Annotated in this window: 16 protein-coding genes and 1 pseudogene; 10 read left to right on the plus strand and 7 right to left on the minus strand. The window is 65.9% G+C overall.

The genetic code is table 11. The features are described from left to right. Positions 1–14: 14 nt before the first annotated feature. Positions 15–278 (minus strand): HEAT repeat domain-containing protein, encoded by a 264-nt coding sequence (locus tag ACOZ38_RS44950; protein WP_424536891.1) that lies wholly within the window; start codon positions 276–278, stop codon positions 15–17. 384 nt (positions 279–662) lie between these two features. On the opposite strand from ACOZ38_RS44950, the gene ACOZ38_RS44955 reads away from it, so the two are divergent. The 3 genes from ACOZ38_RS44955 to ACOZ38_RS44965 all read left to right on the plus strand — a co-directional run bounded on the left by ACOZ38_RS44955 (position 663) and on the right by ACOZ38_RS44965 (position 4280). Then, the gene (locus ACOZ38_RS44955; protein ID WP_424536892.1) at positions 663–3131 is read left to right on the plus strand and encodes a hypothetical protein; all 2469 of its coding nucleotides are present in this window, start codon (positions 663–665) and stop codon (positions 3129–3131) included. A gap of 755 nt (positions 3132–3886) precedes the next feature. Continuing rightward, positions 3887–4138: a UTRA domain-containing protein gene (locus ACOZ38_RS44960; RefSeq protein ID WP_424536893.1), complete on the plus strand. Its 252-nt coding sequence runs from the start codon at positions 3887–3889 to the stop codon at positions 4136–4138. Beyond that, entirely contained in the window at positions 4128–4280 is a 153-nt protein-coding gene (locus ACOZ38_RS44965) for a hypothetical protein (protein ID WP_424536894.1), read from the plus strand. The genes ACOZ38_RS44960 and ACOZ38_RS44965 overlap by 11 nt, the downstream gene beginning before the upstream one ends. A gap of 540 nt (positions 4281–4820) precedes the next feature. Here the strand turns inward: ACOZ38_RS44965 and ACOZ38_RS44970 are convergent. Beyond that, on the minus strand, positions 4821–5375 hold the full coding sequence (locus ACOZ38_RS44970) for an NUDIX hydrolase (protein WP_424536895.1): 555 nt from the start codon (positions 5373–5375) through the stop codon (positions 4821–4823). A gap of 305 nt (positions 5376–5680) precedes the next feature. Here ACOZ38_RS44970 and ACOZ38_RS44975 point away from each other — a divergent pair, with 305 nt between their 5' ends. Then, on the plus strand, positions 5681–6499 hold the full coding sequence (locus ACOZ38_RS44975) for a S1 family peptidase (protein WP_405142792.1): 819 nt from the start codon (positions 5681–5683) through the stop codon (positions 6497–6499). 137 nt (positions 6500–6636) lie between these two features. Here ACOZ38_RS44975 and ACOZ38_RS44980 read toward each other — a convergent pair whose 3' ends face one another. After that, positions 6637–7005 (minus strand): hypothetical protein, encoded by a 369-nt coding sequence (locus ACOZ38_RS44980; protein WP_405142793.1) that lies wholly within the window; start codon positions 7003–7005, stop codon positions 6637–6639. A 153-nt stretch (positions 7006–7158) separates the two neighbouring features. Further along, positions 7159–7752: a TetR family transcriptional regulator gene (locus ACOZ38_RS44985; RefSeq protein WP_424536896.1), complete on the minus strand. Its 594-nt coding sequence runs from the start codon at positions 7750–7752 to the stop codon at positions 7159–7161. A gap of 100 nt (positions 7753–7852) precedes the next feature. Here ACOZ38_RS44985 and ACOZ38_RS44990 point away from each other — a divergent pair, with 100 nt between their 5' ends. The 6 genes and pseudogenes from ACOZ38_RS44990 to ACOZ38_RS45015 all read left to right on the plus strand — a co-directional run bounded on the left by ACOZ38_RS44990 (position 7853) and on the right by ACOZ38_RS45015 (position 15448). Continuing rightward, positions 7853–8836 carry an aldo/keto reductase gene (locus ACOZ38_RS44990; RefSeq protein ID WP_424536897.1) on the plus strand — a complete coding sequence of 328 codons (984 nt, stop codon included), beginning with the start codon at positions 7853–7855 and terminating at the stop codon, positions 8834–8836. Positions 8837–9966: 1130 nt separating this feature from the next. Then, positions 9967–10434 carry a nuclear transport factor 2 family protein gene (locus ACOZ38_RS44995; RefSeq protein WP_424536898.1) on the plus strand — a complete coding sequence of 156 codons (468 nt, stop codon included), beginning with the start codon at positions 9967–9969 and terminating at the stop codon, positions 10432–10434. A 279-nt stretch (positions 10435–10713) separates the two neighbouring features. Then, a pseudogene (locus ACOZ38_RS45000) lies at positions 10714–10962 on the plus strand (tyrosine-type recombinase/integrase); the annotation flags it as partial. Between the two features lie 248 nt (positions 10963–11210). Continuing rightward, the gene (locus ACOZ38_RS45005; protein WP_424536899.1) at positions 11211–12479 is read left to right on the plus strand and encodes an IS110 family transposase; all 1269 of its coding nucleotides are present in this window, start codon (positions 11211–11213) and stop codon (positions 12477–12479) included. Positions 12480–14168: 1689 nt separating this feature from the next. Beyond that, positions 14169–14606: a MarR family winged helix-turn-helix transcriptional regulator gene (locus tag ACOZ38_RS45010; protein ID WP_424536900.1), complete on the plus strand. Its 438-nt coding sequence runs from the start codon at positions 14169–14171 to the stop codon at positions 14604–14606. After that, entirely contained in the window at positions 14603–15448 is an 846-nt protein-coding gene (locus ACOZ38_RS45015) for an alpha/beta fold hydrolase (RefSeq protein WP_424536901.1), read from the plus strand. The genes ACOZ38_RS45010 and ACOZ38_RS45015 overlap by 4 nt, the downstream gene beginning before the upstream one ends. 231 nt (positions 15449–15679) lie before the next feature. Here the strand turns inward: ACOZ38_RS45015 and ACOZ38_RS45020 are convergent, their stop codons facing one another. From ACOZ38_RS45020 to ACOZ38_RS45030, 3 genes are all read right to left on the minus strand, one after another. Further along, the gene (locus ACOZ38_RS45020) at positions 15680–15889 is read right to left on the minus strand and encodes a hypothetical protein (RefSeq protein ID WP_424536902.1); all 210 of its coding nucleotides are present in this window, start codon (positions 15887–15889) and stop codon (positions 15680–15682) included. A gap of 561 nt (positions 15890–16450) precedes the next feature. After that, positions 16451–16915 (minus strand): transposase, encoded by a 465-nt coding sequence (locus tag ACOZ38_RS45025; RefSeq protein ID WP_424536903.1) that lies wholly within the window; start codon positions 16913–16915, stop codon positions 16451–16453. A 92-nt stretch (positions 16916–17007) separates the two neighbouring features. Beyond that, positions 17008–17718, minus strand: coding sequence for a hypothetical protein (locus tag ACOZ38_RS45030; RefSeq protein WP_424536904.1), 711 nt, complete (start codon positions 17716–17718; stop codon positions 17008–17010). Positions 17719–18767: the final 1049 nt, after the last annotated feature.

The following is an 18767-nucleotide window of genomic DNA, read 5'->3' on the forward strand; positions in this document are numbered from 1 at the left end:
CCCACCATCCACAATCAGCCCAAAGTACGAGACATTTCGCTCACCGGACTGGTAGTCGTCGCGAGCGCCTCGGCCGCCTCCTGACGGTTGTGCGCGAAGGCGCCCACCAGCTCGACGGCCATCGCGCGCACGTGCGCGTCGGGATCGCCGCGAAGAAGGCGCGTCGCGGGCGGCAGGACGGCCGCCTCGGACGGCCGGCACGCGTCCTGCTTACAGCGCTCGCAGGCCAACGCGTGCAACGCCGCCACCCGCACCTTCGGACTCTCGTCGTCCAGCATCGCGATCAGCCCAACGAGTGGTCTTGCCCCCGTTTGGTGGACACCTGATCTCTGAGGAACCCTGGTTCCCGGAAGAAGTTGCCCCGGTTTGGTGGACAGATCGGTGGTAACGCTACAACATCCGATCACACTACGACATCACGGACATCAACCCACACAACGCCCTCTCAATCGCTTGACTCCGGCTCGAAGCCCTCAGCATGATTGCCGAGATGATCACGGGGGTCATCGACAACTAACGGGCTCGTCATGGGAATTCAGGCAGGCGGCGGGGGCAAGCCGACCATGTTGAGACTGGCCCCATTATTCCTGCTCGTCACCACAGTGTTCGCTGGGCTAGGGATATGCGCCTTCTCCCTGGGCGATGCGGGAGTGCGCCATGCCGTGGAGACGGCTCCGCCGCGGGCCGTCGGCGTCACGGTCGCCGGGGTGATCAACGCAGGAAACTTCGCCACGCATGACCAGGTCGTGCGGGAGCAGACGGCCGTGGCGTTCGGCGGCGTGCCCATCGAAGTGACCACCTTGCTCCGCTCGGACGGCTACGCGATGCCGGGCCAGGAGAAGGTACGGTTCCGGCTGCCGGAGCGGCTCAGGTTCGACAGTTTCGACGGGTTCCAACGGCATGCCAGGCTGATCTCGGGTTCGTGGCCGCGGTCGCGTACCGAGCCGGTCGAGGCAGCGATCTCAGAGGCCGCCGCCTCGTTCAGCAGCCTTGAGGTCGGGAAGGTGTTCACCACGATCGGCCGCATCGACGCCAAACCGGTACAGGTCAAGATCACCGGAGTTTTCGTGCCGAACGACCCGCTCGGCCCGCGCTGGGCCGGCGACCTGATGTTCGGTCGTGGCGTCGAGCGGAACGGCTACACGACCTACGGCCCACTCATGGTGGATCAGGCCACCTTCCTCGACCACTTCGCGACGACGGTCAACGCCACCTGGACCGTCATGCCGGACCTGCGCGGTATGTCGGTCGAGCGGATGCGCGAGGCGGTCGCCCGGCTGGGGGACCTGCGGGAGCGATTCAAGGCGAACGGGTGCCCGGAATGCACGCCTCTCAGCGCCCTGCCCGCCACGCTGGCGCGGCTGGAGGCCGCTTCGTCGGCGGCCCGCTGGACGGTCCTGGGCCTGGCGGCGGTCCTGGCCCTGACGCTGCTGCTCATACCTCGGCCCAAGGGGACGGGCTGGTCGCCGGGCACGGCGGCGGTGGTCGCAGGCTGCGTGATCGCGGCATCCTTCGCGGCCCGCCTACTGCTCTCCCTGGCAGGCGCGGTTCCGTGGTGGCCGACCTCGGGACTGAGGCCGCCCGCCGCCCTCGACGCGGGGGTGCTCCTGGCGGCGATCTCTATGGCGCTGCTCGCGGCCGTATTGCTACTCGTCGAGGTACCGAGGCCGGGCATCCGGGTGCTCTCCGTGGCGATCGCCGCCGCAGTGGCCGTGGCCGCGCTCTGCGGCGCCACTACCTGGCGTACGTCGCGGGCGGATCAGGCCGGCGCCGACCTACGGCTGACCGGCCCTCCGGCAGGAGGCACGCCGGACGTCCTCGGCCGCGGCACCGCCTTCGCCGCTCTTCCGGGCGTCACCGCGGCCGTACCCGGCCACCGCGATCGGATCGAGGTCGATCTCCGCTACAGCACCCTGCTCGGCATCGACGCCACCCGCCTCCCTGAGGTATTCCGCCTGCGACCCGATCTGTCGGGCCGGACGGTTACGCAGATGGCGGCCGCGATGGCCGCCGGTCGGCCGAGGATCGGTGCCATGCCGCTTCCCGGCGCCCCGCATACACTCACCGTCGAGGTGGAGGCGCCCGCCGACCCTCCGCAGCTGCGTGTGGTGATCTCCGACGCCCTCGGCGTCTGGCACGACATCCCGGTCGCACCGCTGCGACCCGGCGTCACGAAGGTGGATGTGGACCTCGCCGGCCTGGCCGGCCGGGACGGGAAGATCGCCTACCCGCTTTCCATCCGCGGTTTCCTGGGGGACTCGATCGACGACTCCCCCCATGTACTGACCGTGACCGCCCTGCGCGCCGACGGCCGAGAGGTGACCCTGCCGGTGGATCAGCGCTGGTCGGAACATGCCGAGAGCGGCGCGGGGCTGTTCTCGCTCAAGGTAAAGGCCGCTGCGACCGTCGTGCGGCCCGTACCAGTGGGCACTGCCGCTGACCGGCCGCTGCCCATCGTCCTCACGGCCGAGTTGGCCGCATCCGCGAAGCTCACCACGGGCCGGACCGGCTCTATCTCGCTGGGCCGTCAGCGGGTCCAGGTCGAGCTCGTCGGGATCGTCGAGCGCATGCCCGGCATCCCCCTCGACGACGCCGGCGCCCTCGTGGACCTGCCGTCCTTGCAGGCGTGGAACCTGGCCGCGGCACGCCCGCCGCTTCCCGCCACCGACTGGTGGCTCGCCGCCGACGGAAACCGGGTCCGCGCGGCGGTGGCCGCATCTGGCTGGGATGTCACGCTGATCGAACCGCTCGGCTTGGAGGCTCCGCCGCCTGGCCTGCTGCCCGAAGCGCTCGGCCTGGCACTGGTGACGGCCCTCGGCCTCCTGCTCGCCTCCGCCGCCACGGGCCGTCGGCGGGCCTTGTGGCGCACCGCTGCCGGCATGGTGCTGGGGCTGGGGCTCGGACTGGGGCTCTGCTACGCCACCGTGCCTTGGGCCGTACGCGCCTGGCAGGGCGGGACCGCCACACCGGACGTCGTGCTGGAGCTGCCATGGCCCGCGGTCGTCGCGCTGCCGGTGCTCTTCGCGGCTGTCATCGGCGTCGTGCAATTGATCGGCGAACGCGACACCTTCATCGCCAGCCCAGCCACCTCAGGAACGGCTCTGGATGATCGGGGCGTTCACGAGCATTGACCTGCGAAGCGTGGGCCCAGAGATCGCCGGCCGAGACGGCTGGCCAGGGCATGCTCTCATGCTCTGGCCACCCCGTCCGAAGAGCTCAACGGGGACGGGGGTTGAGCCCAGCAACGCCCCACCGCACAGCAAGTGCATAGCGTCTCCGCCAGGTTAAGTCCTGGTGACCGCTTCCTTATCAGGACCATCCGAGTCGTGATCAGAGGATTGCGGGCCGGCCCTAACCAGTGCTGGCTGGGTGTGGACGTGAGCCCTTGTGTGCCTCTATTGCAACTGAACATTGCGGTGCCACCCTCGATCGTCATCTCCCCATCGGTACAACCCAAACAATCAGTGGGCAGTGGAACAGGCAGCCCAGGAAGCGGCTGTAGAGGTTGCGGAGGCGGCGGCGTGGCGGTCGCCGTGGTGTTTGCGCCGGTCGTAGTGGGCGCGGGCGCCGGCGCGATCGCAACCTGTATGGGTGTGACGGCGACCCATAGCTCGGCCACAGCGACGGAAGACCGGCGGGCCTCCGCCTCAGCCATCTGCCGGACTCCAACTCCGCACGGGCGATCCTCCCGGAGCCGAGACCTCCGCCGGAGGCTCGTAGTCTGGAAGGGTGCGTCTCGTGCGTGGTTTCGTCGCCGTGGTCTTGGTCGTAGTCGCCGTAGTAGCGGATCCGGGGCAGTTCCTAGCAGCAGCGCTGGGCAGGCGGGGAAAGCGTGGCCGGCACGCGGGAAGAGACGGGGCCAATCCGGGGAGCATCGATGGGACGCATGAGTGAGCAACGCTCGTCGGCAGCGGAGCCCGACAGCGGGCCGGGAGGGATCTATGCGCGGCTGGAGGAGTTGGGGCACCGGCTGGATCACTTCGTGGAAGAGATCAAGTCGCGTATGCCGCTGCGGGATGAGATGCGGGCGCTGAAGCTCGCGCCCGGTATTCCGGTGTTCCACCTGGTGAGGACTGCGTACACGACGGACGGCACAGCGGTCGAGGTCTGCGACACGGTGATGGCGGATGGGGCATGACAGCGACCGGGCCGCGCTGATCTACCAGCACGCCACGCGCGGCGCTGACCAGAAGATCGCGGATGCCCCGAGCGCGCGTGTGGAAGCGGAGCGAAACGACGACGATGACGGCTTGGCCGGCGCATTGGCCCCGGCGGGCTAATGGCACGTTAATGGCACGAACGCCGCTCTCCCTGACGTGGGAAGCGGCGTTTTGGCTGGTGGAGCCTAGGAGATTCGAACTCCTGACATCCTGCTTGCAAAGACGTACGCTGATCTTGCCCTACCTGCGGAGACGCAGCTCACAGCGATGATGGCAGTCCCCTCGACTCCCCGCTGTTCCCCCTTGTTCCCCGCCCCATCGGGCACGCGACGGGCACGGCGGTCCCCTCATCAAGGACAGTCTCCGGCATTGCGCCGCCCCTCCCCGCAGAGGTATGGCTTGGTCCGCCAAACCGCAGGCGATCGGGCACCACGTCGGGAGGCTGAATAGCACCGGAGACCGTCCTCACTCCTGCGGAACTGAGGAGCCAGTCGACTCGGAAAGCTGCGGATTAAAAGCTCGGACGATCATGGTTCCAGACAGTTCAATGCAGGTCAGGGGACATGCGCCGTCCATCCTGAACTGCTCTGGACCACCCTGAACTGCAACCCAAAGTGCAACCTAGCCCCCTCCGAGCGGGGGCGCGTTCCTGTTGTACGGCTACCGCTCGGTGTCCTCGGCCGCCGTGGCAGCCTGCAGCAGAGGCTCAACGCGCCAGCGGTGCGGCTCCAGGGTGGACAGCGTCTCCTCGAGGAGCTGGGGCGGCGAGAGATCGGGCAGAGTACGCGTTCGCAGGTCGGGCAGATCGAAAGGTGCTCGGCCGTGCTGCGCGATCAACTCGGCCACCGATCGGGGATACAGCGTGATCGACGCGGCGCGATTCAGCGGGATCTGCTCGATGAGGTAGCTGCCGCGCGCCGGATCGGCGAACTCGGGCCCGGTGCGCCGGGCCGGATCCCAGTCCTGGATGCGGGCGAGGAAGAAGTACTGTTGCTCGCCGTCGATGACGTCGATGTGCACTAGGGAGTGAACCTCGGCCTGGCCGCCGAGTTCCTCGGCGATCTCTCGGGCGAGTGCGGCCTCCAAGGTGGCATCGCCGGGCTCGACGCCACCGCCGGGCAGCACCCAGTAGTCCTCCACGCCTGGCCGGACGCGCTTGATGGTCAGCAGCTCGCCATCTGGTGGGACAAGGATGGCTCGTACGCGGTCGCTCATGGCAGGCCTCTGTCGGGTGGGATGTCATCGGATGCGCCGTCGGCGGCGTACATCCGGTGCGCTTTGCGCTTGGCCGGGCCGTCAGCGTCGGCCAGGGCCGCGCTCTGTTCCAACACGGCGCAGTGGAGCGTAAGCGGGGCCACAAGACGGATCGAGTAGCCAGGGCCGCGGCGCACCGCTGGGCATATCCGCCCTGGTCGGGTGTAGTTATCCCTACCGCGTGTTGGCCTGCTGGCATGATCACCTCGGCGAAGCCGGACATATAGCTTCATAACGTCACAAACAACCGATGAAGGGCTTCACCCGTGTCTGGCACCACCTCCTTCCGCCGTATCGTCTCCCGCTTCGCCGTCGTCGCACTGGCCGGCGCGGCCTGCCTCGCGGTCACCGCCGGGAGCGCCGGAGCGATCATCAACGGCTCCAAGCCCACCGAGTCTTACCCCTTCATGGCGACCATCCCGACCACGGCCCCGCTCATGGGCCTGACGGACGGCAACTGCGGCGCGGCCCTGATCAACCCGCAGTGGGTCGTGACCGCCGCGCACTGCCTCGACATGGAGATCGGCTCGATTCCAAAGGGCACGGTCCGCATCGGCAGCGACCACCGCAAGTCCGGCGGAACCGTCCGCAAGATCGCGCAGGCATTCCTGCACCCGGACTACGCCCAGAACTCACCCAACAAGAACGACATCGCGCTGGTCCGCCTGGACCGCCCGGTCAGCGTCAAGCCCATCAAGATCGCCGACCAGGCGGGCAAGCCCGGCACGCCCACTCGGATCCTCGGCTTCGGCATCACCAAGTTCAGCACCAACCCGGCCGACTGGAAGATGGCCAAGAAGCTGCGCCAGCTCGACACCCGCCGCGGAGCGGTCTCCGAGTGCGGCCCCGGCTACGCCGACGACACCCGCCTTTGCACGGTCAGCCAGAAGCCCAAGGCCATGGCCTGCAACGGCGACTCCGGCGGCCCCCAGATCCAGCGCGGCCGCGGCGGCCGCTGGGAACTCATCGGCGTCACCTCCGGCCCCGGCGCCAAGAGCCCCTCATGCGAACAGGGCCCCGGCCTCTACACCAACGTGCCCGCCTACAGCGACTGGATCAACAAGACCATCCGCGCGAACAGCTGAGCCGCAGCACAGCAGGCCCGGTGACGGACCGGGCCTGCCTGCGAGGACGCAGATCCCGGCTTGGAGGGCGGCGATCGATGGCGCCGGTCTGCCCCGGCTCGCCCGCGACTGGCCGCAGACGTCCACACGCGCGCCCACTACCGGGCGTGGAGGGTGGCCTTCCGGTGGAGCTCGGCGGTCAAGTCCTCGCGGCGCCGGTGAATGACGGAACGGCCTAGCGATGGAAGCGAGGTCTCGGGGAGGGGGATACTGGCATTCTTAAGCAGTTCCCGGGCCCGGGCATGCGGATCGGGCTTGCCTGGATCAGGGGCGGCGGTGAGGATGCCCCAGTAGTTCCGCCACAGCGTGCCCAGCACTGGCACCGGCCCCCGCCCCGGGGAACGCAGCAGTCCGAGCCGCCCCGCGGCAACCTCCCTTCCGAGATCCGGATCCGCGGTGAGCAGGTAGTGCTGAGCCTCGTTGAGCCAGACCACGGTGTACGGGCCAACCGCCTGCAGGCTGGCCAAGGCCGCCTCAGGGGCCACCTCTACCGGCGTCAGGGGCACTGACGCCGTCCCGTGGCCGAACACGGGCTGGCGCCGGCAGACCAGTGAGCAGGCCTGGGCGACTACGGCGCCGTGCAGATCTAGGCGGCGTTCTCAGTGAACGGCCGGATCGTGTTACGAGCCCTGAGCGTCAGCAGTTTTCTGACTGATCCGGCGGGCGGCCTCGACAACTGCTGAGCGGTGCAGGGCCAGTCGCTCTGGCGGCCAGGACTGGCTGACCTGTCCGGGATCGACGTCCTCGGCGGCCCAGAACCACGCCTGGGCCAGGGCGAGGACCATGGTCAGGAGATCGTCCGGCTGTATCTCCGGGGAGAGATCGCCACGCTGCTGCGCGTCGGCCACTTCCGCGACTTTGCGCCGGAAGGTGTCCGGTTCGAGTCCGGTGGCGGAGGGGCGTTCCAGTAGTCTCCACAGTCGCAGGCGCATCAGGTCCGGCCGGGCGACGAGGTGGTCGAAGATCGCGCCGGCGTATCCGGGCAGGTCCTCGACGTCGAACGGGACCGACTCGGCGCCCTCTGTCATCGCCCGGTGCAGCACCTCGTCGAACAGCTGCTCCTTGTTGCCGAAGTAGACGTAGATCAGCCGCTTGTTCGCACCTGCCGCCTCGGCGATCCGGTCCACTCGGGCGCCTGCGATGCCGTAGGTGGCGAATTCAGTGAAGGCGGCGTCGAGCAGCCTGGCCTTGGTGGCGCTGGAGTTCCGTGGCATGTCCGCCACCGTAGCAAGTAACTATCTAGTTATTGACACCCGCAGGCAGTCGCTCTACCGTATATATCTATCTAGTTAGATACCTATCGGGGGAACCTCTATGGAACACCGCGCACTGGGCCGCCAGGGGCTGACCGTCAGCGTGCAGGGTCTCGGCTGCATGGGCATGAGCGTCTTCTACGGCGCCACCGACGAGACCGAGTCGCTGGCCACCATCGACCGCGCCCTGGAGCTGGGCATCACCCTGCTGGACACCGCCGAGAGCTACGGCCCCTTCGTCAACGAGCAGCTCCTTGGCCAGGCGCTGGCAGGGCGCCGGGATGCCGCCGTCCTTGCTACCAAGACCGGCGTGGAGATCACCGACGACGGCCGGCTACTCGACCTGAACGGCCGGCCCGAGTACGTGCGCCGGGCACTCGAACGTTCGCTGCGGCACTTGGGCACCGACCACGTCGACCTGTACTACCTGCACCGCATCGACCCCAAGGTGCCGATCGAGGAGACCGTCGGCGCGCTGGCCGAGCTGGTTGCCGAGGGCAAGGTACGCCACATCGGCGTGTGCGAGGCGTCCGCCCAGACGATCCGGCGTGCCCACGCCGTGCACCCGCTCACCGCTGTCCAGACCGAGTACTCGCTCTTCGAACGCGACATCGAACACAACGGCGTGCTCGACACCCTGCGGGAACTGCAGATCGGACTGGTCGCCTACTCTCCGCTGGGGCGCGGCTTCCTCTCTGGCGCCATCACCAGCCCCGACGACTTCGCCGAGGACGACTGGCGCCGGACGGACCCCCGCTTCCAGAGCGAGAACTTCGACCGCAACCTCGACGTCGTCCGCGAGGTGCGCCGCATCGCCTCCGCCAAGGACGTCACGCCCTCCCAGCTGGCCCTCGCCTGGGTCCAGCACCAGGGCGCGGTCGCCATCCCGGGCACCAAGCGGCGCCGCTACCTGGAGGAGAACATCGCTGCGACCGAGGTGACCCTCTCCGCCGAGGACCTCGCCGCGATCGAGGCGGTCGCCCCGCACGGCGTGGTCACCGGCGACCGCTACGCACCCGAGTTCATGGGCACGCTCAACGGCTGAGGCCCGACCAGCGCCCCACTCCACTCCTCGCAGGGCGGCAACACCCTCGCAACACAGAATCCCACACGTCTCGAAAGGCCCCCATGCCCCAGCCGGGCACTCGGTCCCGTATTGCCATCGGGGATACGTCGATCACTTTTCTCCCCGATGGGTTCGGGGCCCACAACCCGGATGTCCTGTTCCCTGGTGCGGACTGGACGACGCGCCCCGGCTACCTGGAGGTCGGGCAGCTCAAGACGGCCTCGTCTCCGATGCGCTGCCCGCTGGGGAACTGCGTGACCTCATGCTCGTGCTTTCCCTGAGCAACACTCCGCTCACGCCCGCCGTGGGCGCCAGCATTGACCGTGAGCGCCGGCGCGCCACCGTCGTCGCGACCGCCACCGCGGTGTTGCGGACCTGAACCTTTCACCCTCTACCTGGAGTCTGCCCGTGAAAGTCGTCATCTTCGGCGCGTCCGGCATGATCGGACAGGGCGTACTGCGCGCCTGTCTCCTCGACCCGGCCGTCACGCGTGTGCTGGTGGTGGTCCGCAGCCCGCTTGGCATCAGCCATCCCAAGCTGCGGGAAGTCATCCACCAGGACTTCACCGACCTGTCCGCCATCTCCGGGCAGCTGGCCGGTCTCGATGCCTGCTTCTGGCGTACCGGGTGCTCTACGCCCTCACCTCCTGGCTCTACCCCTGCTGCACCGCCTCGCTCCCCGTCACACCACAACCACCGAACACATCGGTCGCACCATGCTCGCCATCACCCGGCCCGGAGCGGTCGAGCAGCGGATCCTGTACAGCCCGGAAATCAACCGGCTGGGCGGCGGGAGCGGGGATGCCGCGACGAAGACAGGGTGATCGACCGCCGCTTCACTGGTGCCGTAAACCCACGATCCGGCGGATCTTGCTGCCGAACGCTCCAGTGACTCCGGCTCCTCGATCCTCACGTCTACGGAGACGCTGACGCTGCCCCCGCGAGACGCCTGGGGCGCCGCGAGTTCCGCGATCAACGGCTCGCGCCCGGGGCGTTCACGTGATCCACGGGTGGGTGTGGCGGCGCGGCCACACCCTTCCCGATGTCTTGCCATCGCGCCGACGCGACTGATGTATACATCCGTCAAATAGTTACCCGAGGGAGAACGACATGGCTTCCCATTCCGCTATCTCACCCCAGGAGGCCGCCGACCGGCTGGCCATCCGTGAACTGATCGACGCCTATGCCCACTGTGCGGACCGCCGCGACGCGAAGGGTCAGATGGCGCTCTTCACTGCCGACACCCGGTTCCTCGTGTTCATGGATGCCACGGCTGCCGAGCCGACTCAGGAGCTGCACGGCCGCGACTCGCTGGCTCCGGTCTTCGACAATCTGAACACTTACGAGACCACCACTCACTTCAACGGGCAGAGCACGGTTTCGCTGGACGGAGACCGGGCAACGGCTGAGAGCTATTGCCTGGCGCATCACCTGTCGGTGAGTGAGGACGGACAGCGTACGCTGATGATCGCCTCTATCCGCTATCTCGACGAACTTGTCAAGCAGGACATCGGGTGGCTGTTCGCCGAACGCAGACTGATGGTCGACTGGACCGAGACGCGACCCTCCGTCGCCTGACTCAGTCGAGCTTCTTCACCACGGCTTCGAACTGACCAGAGCATGCAGGGATCGGCCGTCGAGCTGGTCGAGGACACGCTCACGGGCACTCGTCAGATGAACGGAGTACGCAGCCTGGAGGCGTTTCAGCCCTTCCGGAGTCAGCGAGGCCACATTGCCGCGGCCGTCGCCTTCGTAACGCCGCTTGATCACCTGCCTGCGAGCCTGAAGCGTGTCGACGACCCGGGTGATGCGACTGGCTGACAGGGCGCTGGCCGCGGCGAGACCGCGCTAAGTGCTGGCAACGTCCGGCGGGACTTCCGGAAGATCCTCGAAGACGCCGGGCTGGTCGACACGGAATGGACACCCAGGGAGATGCGCCACAGCTTCGTGTCACTGCTCTCGGACTCGGGCGTTCCCATCGAGCACATCTCTCGCCTGGTCGGCCACGCCAACACCGTGGTCACCGAGACGGTCTACCGTCTCCAGATCCGGCCCGTCATGCAGGAAGGCGCGACGGCGATGGACGGTCTCTTCGGAGGTGGGTGAAAGGCTTAGTCACTCAGTTAGTCCCTGATATCCCTGCGGGGATGCCCGTCCGGGCTGAAAATCGGGGTGGTTGCCCGCCGACGTCGAGTGTCTTTGGTCCGTTGAGGCCGTCAGTTAGTCGGACGCCGGGAGCCGCGCCATGGGCCCTTCACTGTGCTTCGAGCACGCGGATTAGCTTCGCATTCTCCCTTGCGGCTCTTGCGGGCAGCACGTGCAGGGTGCCCGCAACAGGCGGCAGGGAGGTTCGCATGCTGGAGGAGACCAGGGACACCGAGGAGATCATCGAACGGATCGCGGCGCTGGACATCGGTAAGGCCGAACTAGTCTGCTGCACCCGCGTCCCGAGCGAAGACCGGCCCGGTAAGCGGCTGCAGGAGGTGAGCACCCACTCGACGATGACCCGTTCGGTTTTGTCGATGGCCGATCATCTGCGCTGCCTGGGCGTCACCAGGGTGGTGATGGAAGCGACCAGTGATTACTGGAAGCCGATCTTCTACATTCTCGAAGGAGCCGGGTTCGAAACCTGGCTGGTCAACGCGCGTGACGTCAAACACCTGCCGGGCCGCCCCAAGACCGACCGGCTGGACGCGGTCTGGCTGTGCAAGGTCGCCGAACGGCAGATGATCCGCCCCAGCTTCGTCCCTCCGCCACAGATCCGGCATCTACGAGATCTCACCCGCTACCGCTGCGATCTGATCGGCGCGCGGACAGCCGAAAAGCAGCGCGTGGAAAAGCTACTGGAAGACGCCCAGATCAAGCTGTCCGTGGTGGCCTCCGACATCTTCGGCACATCCGGCCGCGACATGCTGGCCGCGTTGCTGGCCGGGGAACGCAATCCCAAAGTGCTCGCCCAGCTGGCCCGTACCAGAATGCGAACCAAGATCAGCATGTTGGAGGAGGCGTTCACCGGCCACTTCACCGACCATCACGCCTTCCTCCTCGCAAAGATGGTGACCCGCGTAGACGCCATCAGCGCCGACATCGCCGAGGTCGACGCCAGAATCGACGGCCTCGCCGCCCCCTTCGCCACAGCGGTGGACCGCCTGGATGAGACCCCTGGCATCGGCCGCATCGCCGCCCACGTGATCATTGCCGAGATCGGACTGGACATGAGCCGCTTCCCCACCGCCGGCCATCTGGCCTCCAGGGCGCGCCTGGCCCCCAAGGTCAAGGAATCAGCCGGTAAGAAGAAGGGCTCAAGCTCCACCGGTCACGGCAACCGCTACCTGGCCAGGATTCTGGGCGAGGCGGCCGTTGGCGCCAGCAAGACCCCGACCTTCCTCGGGGAACGCTACCGACGCATCGCTCGACGCCGCGGCAAGCAACGAGCCGTCGTCGCGGTCGGCCGTTCCATCCTCACCATCGTCTGGCATCTTCTCTGCGATCCCAACGCCCACTTCATCGACCTGGGTCCCGACTTCTACGACAACCGCATCGGCCCCGAACGCAAGAAACGCAACCACGTCCGCCAACTCGAAGCCCTCGGCTACCGCGTAACACTCCAGCCCGCGGCTTGATCAACCAATCTCACGACCCAGACGGGCCACTCCGTCCAAGGTCCGCTGCCGCCTGCCCAACTACTGTCCGATTTCGGATTAGCGCACTGATCGCGTTCCCCGCGCCTCCCCGCTGTTCCCCTTGTTCCCCGCTCCGTCGGGCACGCGACGGGCACAGCGGTCCCCTCGTCAGGGACAGTCTCCGGCATTGCGCCGCCCCTCCTCGCAGAGGTGCGGCTTGGTCCGCCAGGCCGTAGGCGATGGGGCACCACGTCGGGAGGCTGGATAGCACCGGAGACCGTCCTCACGCCTGCGTACCACGGAGCCGGCAACTCGAAACCTGCGGATTAAAGCTCGGACGATCATGGTTTCAGACAGTTCAATGCAGATCAGCGGGTATACACGGTCTGATCTGAACGGCTCTGGATCACCCTGAACTGCAACCCAAACTGCAACCCCCGATGTCCTGAAGTCCTGACCCAGGGCTGTCACTCGTCATTTGTGCGGTAGGGCCTCGGGCGTGGGAGAACCACGATAAGCAGAGTTGCGAGGGGCCCGATAAAGAGAGAAAGCAACCACCATCCGAAGCCCGAACGCCACTTGCCCTGTGCCAAACCAGCGTTGACCAGGGCGAGAGTGAAATAGAGAGCACCCGCAAGATCATTGTTGCTCACCGTATTAAGCATGTCGGGGATTCTGTCATATAGGCCCATTTCGCTTGGCCCCTGACGTGAGCCCCTCTGTACAGCAAGGGCCGTCATGCGCGGCCGTGCTCGATGGGCCGGGACTGAGGCACGAAGCCCCGGCCCTCCGATCGCCCGTAACCCCGTGTGGTGGTCGGCCACAGCGCGATCGTCGACCTGTACCGGTGTGATGGCCCGGCCCATAACTCGGCCACAGCGGCGGGAGACGGTCGGAGATTAATCCGTCGACGTCGGTTCTGCACCGTCATAGGCTGCATGTGCCGTCGCAGGCAAAGGCGAATGGGAAAGTTCATATCAGCTTGCTGACTCCCTTCACTGGGATGAGCCGGTTCGAGTCCGGTAGCCTGCGGCGGCTTCTGCATGGCTGGGCGTAAGGTGCCCCTCGATGAGGGCGCGGTCGGCGGCGGCGCGTCCCTGGTCGGTGGGTGAGGCTTGGTGCGGCGGGCGCTGTGTACGGCGGGCGGCCCTGAGTCCCGCCGCCGTTCGGGACCGGCCCCCACGCCGCACGCCCGGACGGCGGGCGGCGGACCGTGCGACGGCGCTCAGCGCCGCCGCCTTAATCACCTACAGGCACAGTTCGGCAATGATCGCGATGCGGCTTGTGTCCTGTCCCGGGACATGCTTGACACATCAGTCCCAGGACATTTTGACGGGTGCCGGTGTCGGCCGATCTTTCGTGCGTCGTTTGCGGGGGGCGCGCGTCGGGAGGCCGGGATTGGCCCTGGCCAATTTGTCGGTTATCGAGCAGCGTTATCGGGCGGTCCTCGCCGGCGCGAGTGTGAGCGAGACTGCCGCCCAAGGTGGGACATCAACGGTGTTGTGGAGGTAGTCACCAACGCCTGTGTCCGAGCGCTATGACACTGTCCGCGGTCCAGGCCGGATGGCGGTGCTGCATCTTCGGCACGGTCCGTTCAGCATGGGTCGCGGCAGCTTGCAGACCCATGGGTATCACCCGAGGGTGAACTGGCCGAGGCAGTGGCTAAGTTAGCATGTTAAGTTACTGCGCATGGAACGCAATCTAAGTCTCAACCTGCACGTGCTTACCGCCCGGCTAGACCGGGCGGCCGACCGGATCCTGCGGGCGGAGCACAACGTCTCCTACAGCCGTTTCGTGGCGCTGACCCTGGTGGGAGAGCTGGGGGCCTCGACGCAACGGACCCTTGCCGAATACCTCGGTGTGACCGAGCCGTCGGTAAGCCGCATGACCGCCGTCCTCGCCGCCGACGGGCTTCTTGACGTCCAGCCTGACCCGGCCGGGGGGCACCGCCGGCGACTGAGCCTCACCGATGAGGGAAAGCAGCTGGTGGCCTCGGTCCAGCAGGGGTTCGAATACCGGCTGGCCGCACTCGTCGCACACAGCGGCGTGCCGTACGCCGAGTACGCCGAGCACACCGCGCGGCTGCTGGCGACGTTCGAGCGGCTGGAGCAGGAGGCTGCCAAGTGAGCCAGAACATCCAGACCCCGCCGTTACGCCAGCACACGGTTTTCTCGGCCGATGGTACGGCGATCAGCTATCAGACGATGGGCGCCGGACCGGGTCTCATCGTGCTCGGCGGCACGCTGAAAACCTTGGAGGACTACCTGCCGCTTGCCTCCACGCTGGCCCGCTCCTTCACGGTGCACATCGTCGACCGGCGAGGACGCGGCGCCAGCGGCCCTCAGGGACCCCAGTACTCGCTGCAGAAGGAAGTGGAAGACCTCCACGCCGTCCAGGCAGAGACCGGGGCACGGCTGGCGTTCGGACACAGCTACGGCGGGCTCGTCATCCTTGAGACCGCACGCTCGTTCCACCCGTTCGATCGCATCGCGGTCTTTGAGCCCGGAATGCCCTATGCCCCTGTGCCCACCGGCTGGATGGCCCCGTTCCGGGAGCGGCTGGCCGCCGGCGACCACTACGGCGCGTTCATCCACTTCATCCAGGGTTCGGGCGGTGCGCCAGCCTTCATGACCAAACTGCCGCACTGGTATCTGCGCATGGCGTTTCGTGTGGGATTCCGCGGGCCGACCTGGCAGCGAATGCGGCCCCTTCTGGGGGCCTGTCTGGCCGAGCACGAGCAGCTCGCAGCCCAACAGGGCCGGCTCCCCGAGTTCGCGGACGTCACCGCCCCGGTGCTGCTCCTGGTGGGCGGCCGCTCGTCGCGCGAGCACCAGGAGGGGTTCGCCGCGCACCGCGATACCCTTCCCCACGCCACACTCGAAACCATGGACGGCCTCAACCATTTGAGCCCATCGGAACGGAAATCAGGCCCGGTTGTGGCCGAGCGGGCTCTGGCGTTCTTCCTGTGATGGTTCAGCCAAGCGGTCTCGTGATTGTTCCGGAGCCGGCGTTGCCCCCGACGACACCCCTGGTCCGTCGCACCACACTCAACCTGTCCGCCGTAACAGAGCGGCCCGCCCCGCAAGACCGATCATGTTTCCTAGGGTGCCCCGTCAAGCATGTGGTGTGGCAGAACTGTCAATCGTCTCGTGGGACTAGACATCGCGATGCGGCTTGACCGAGGTCGCGCGCTTGCCGGTTTAGAGCAGGTGGGTGCCGTCGTGGTGGCGGATGGTCGGCGTGTGGTCGTGTTGCATGGCGTCCAGGACGCGGACGGCGAATGCTTCGGATGCCAGTATGCGGACCTCGTCGGCGGTGACCCAGCGGAAGGAACGGGTTTCGTCGGTTTCGGTGAGGTGGCCGCCGATGACCTTGCAGCGGAAGACCAGGGCGACGATGCCGCGGGGCATGTTCTTGTAGACCCCCGTGAGGGTGACGGGCTCGAGTCGGACGAGATACGCCTTCGGCCCATGTCGCCAGAGACCAGCTCAAGAGGGCATCGGGCACGCAACGGATACGGAAGCGAAAAAGGGCCGATTAAAGCGAGAACCCAGGCAGGGAGAAGCATCCCTGACCTGGGTTTTCTTGTCTGTGGAGCCTAGGAGATTCGAACTCCTGACATCCTGCTTGCAAACGGGAGCCAGTCACGACGTAGAGAGCTCCTCGCCCTGCTCGGGTGTGCGATGGCGGACGTCAGTGTGAGGTGTTGTGCGGCCCTGTTGCTGTATTTCGCTGCTGTAGTGCGCCACGAGGCGCTGCGTGACCGAGTGGAGGTGAAAAGAGGACTCCGCCGTTTGGCTGTCGCCTACGCGATACCGCTACCGGGGAACCGCGATCCCCTCACCCTGGCCACTCACGGCATAACGAACCAATCCCCGAACGGGGTCTGTGGAGAGCCGGATGCGGTGAAAGGGCCCCGACCAGCCGCTCGCGCAGGCCAGGATGCACAAGTCCCCTGATCCTCCGCTCGGCTACGACGACTTACGGCGATTTGCCAGGTAGACGACCTCGACCAGATCCGCCAGGTCGACATGCTCGCGAAGCTCAGCGACTGTCTTGCAGTAGGCGATCACGTACCGGTTCCAATCACCAGCCCAAAAGACTCGGAGCCTCGGCCGGCCGTTGAGCACGATGTGCTCGACCTCGATGCTGTCAGTACCGACGAACCGCGCTCCCACGCCGCGGGCACACGTTTCCGCCGCTCGCTCAGGGGTGGGAGGCTGGAGGCTCACCACGAAGACGCCGCACGACGGCAGACAGGGCGGCGGGGCGTAGACCCGCCACGGGGAGCCGGTCCGGGTCCGGAAGAAGACCCCGTTGATCACCAGTCGGTGATCGGCCCACCGGCCGCCCTGACGCGGATTGACGGGCAGCAGCGGCAACAGCCGCTGCCATTCCTCCTCGGACAGGTCATGACGCTTCAGACGATCATCCACCGTACCGATCTACACCAAATCACCATCAAAGCTCCACAGGACACCCCCTAGCAGGCCAGTGTCAGTCACCTAGTCCGATTGACAGACGATGACTATTGCCAGAGTTTACCGAATTGGTCATGAGACCAACGTCCCACCGTCCCAGAAGGATTGATGAACCCGTACAACTCCAGATACTGCCGGATGCGGGCATCACTCCAACCCGACTCGCGGCGGATTCGGGAAGCGGCCACGGCCAGTTTCACGTCCCTCTTGGGTCCGTTCCCAAAATACAGGACACGCTCATGATCTTTTACGTTCCATTGCTGGAGGATCGCTTCTTGGTATCGCTTGCAGGCATCTTCTAATTTTGCACGGTCGAGCCTGCCAGCAAGCTCATCGAGCTTGGCAGATTCCACCTCATTGCGAAGGCCGGCGCCAACGCGCACAGCAGCATGGCGAGCACCCAGCAGGAGGTAATTGAGAACAACAGCCCGGTCGAATTCATCGCCCAACATCCTCCAATTATCGATCATTACCCCTCCTTTCAGCGGTTGGATGGTAGCGATACCAAAGCGGATCACGCTAGGCCGTTCCCACACGCCCAACCGTAGCTCTGCAGGATCGTGAACGAATATCTCGCCAAGATAGATATCGCTGCCAAGCACCCAATGTTCGACTTTCGACCACAGGGCACCACCGCGTCCAATAACAGGGCGCGCTCCATAGCGAACGGCTGGAAGCCTGTCCTTTTTTCGACCATCAACCGTGAACCTGAAATTGCTTCCTGACGGTTCGCCGAGCGACGCACGTTGATCTAGCACCAAACACTCCGTTCTCTCTGGGTCCAAGTTGGGATCCACGTGACTAGCATCCACCCCTGGCGTGTTCAGATTCCTCTTTATAGTTACTCAATTACAGCCGTATAGATTCAGGCAGCATATATTCAATTTCTTAACGCTGTGACGTGCTGCGATGCCGCAGGGACTCTCGTTGCTGCTAGCCCCAGGCGGTGCGGAGACGAAAGAATTTTATGCCACGACACTTGACACCTCCTCGAAGATCGGCCGCGGCTGACTTCGCTCCCCTGGGCGGGCGCCTGCTGAACCGCATGCTCGCCCACCGGCTCCACGGACGTTGTTAGCAGTTCTGATAGCAAGATCGCGATTGCCTTCGACTCAGTCTGGTCGCTAAAGCCCAACGAAAACAGGACGATCTCCTCGTCTCCACCAGCGAACCTACTCGGAACGGTTGCGGACAACACGAGCAGCTCAAGCTGTATGGGCGCGTTACCAGTAAAGATCTCTGCCGAGGGTGCGTGGACCGACCGCACGTGAGATCACCGGCGCGCTGGCGCTCGGCGTCTCGGCAACCTCGATCGCCACCTATCTGCAGCCCCAGCATCACTCTTGATCGGTTGGGACTCCAGTTGCTGAACTTGCTTGCGTGACAGTTGATACTGCTGTTGACTATGAAAACTCTCCAGGGTTTAAGACACAACGGAGAGCATCTCACCACAGACATACAGTTTTCAGCAATGATGTCTGGCGCCCTAGCTGGATCAGTTCGCTAATACGCAACTTCGAGGATGTTTAGGTGCGCAGACTTTCTGAGAATGAAGCCATTGCGTCCATGCGCTCCGCCGGGATGGAGCCTCTTGACCCTTACCCAGGTTCCATGGTGCCGTGGCGATCCCGCTGTACTAGTTGCGGCGCGATCGGCAGTCCACGACTCGGTCAACTCCGTGATGGCCGACAAGGCGCGTGTAGACCCTGCGGGTACCGGCGTAATGGAGAGGCGAGTCGCGTCCCAGAGGATCAGGCCATCGCAGAGATGCGTGCCGCCGGTACTGAACCACTCGAAGCCTATCCGG

It is taken from the genome of Sphaerisporangium viridialbum, assembly GCF_049674955.1.
Classification (GTDB): Bacteria; Actinomycetota; Actinomycetes; order Streptosporangiales; family Streptosporangiaceae; genus Sphaerisporangium; species Sphaerisporangium viridialbum.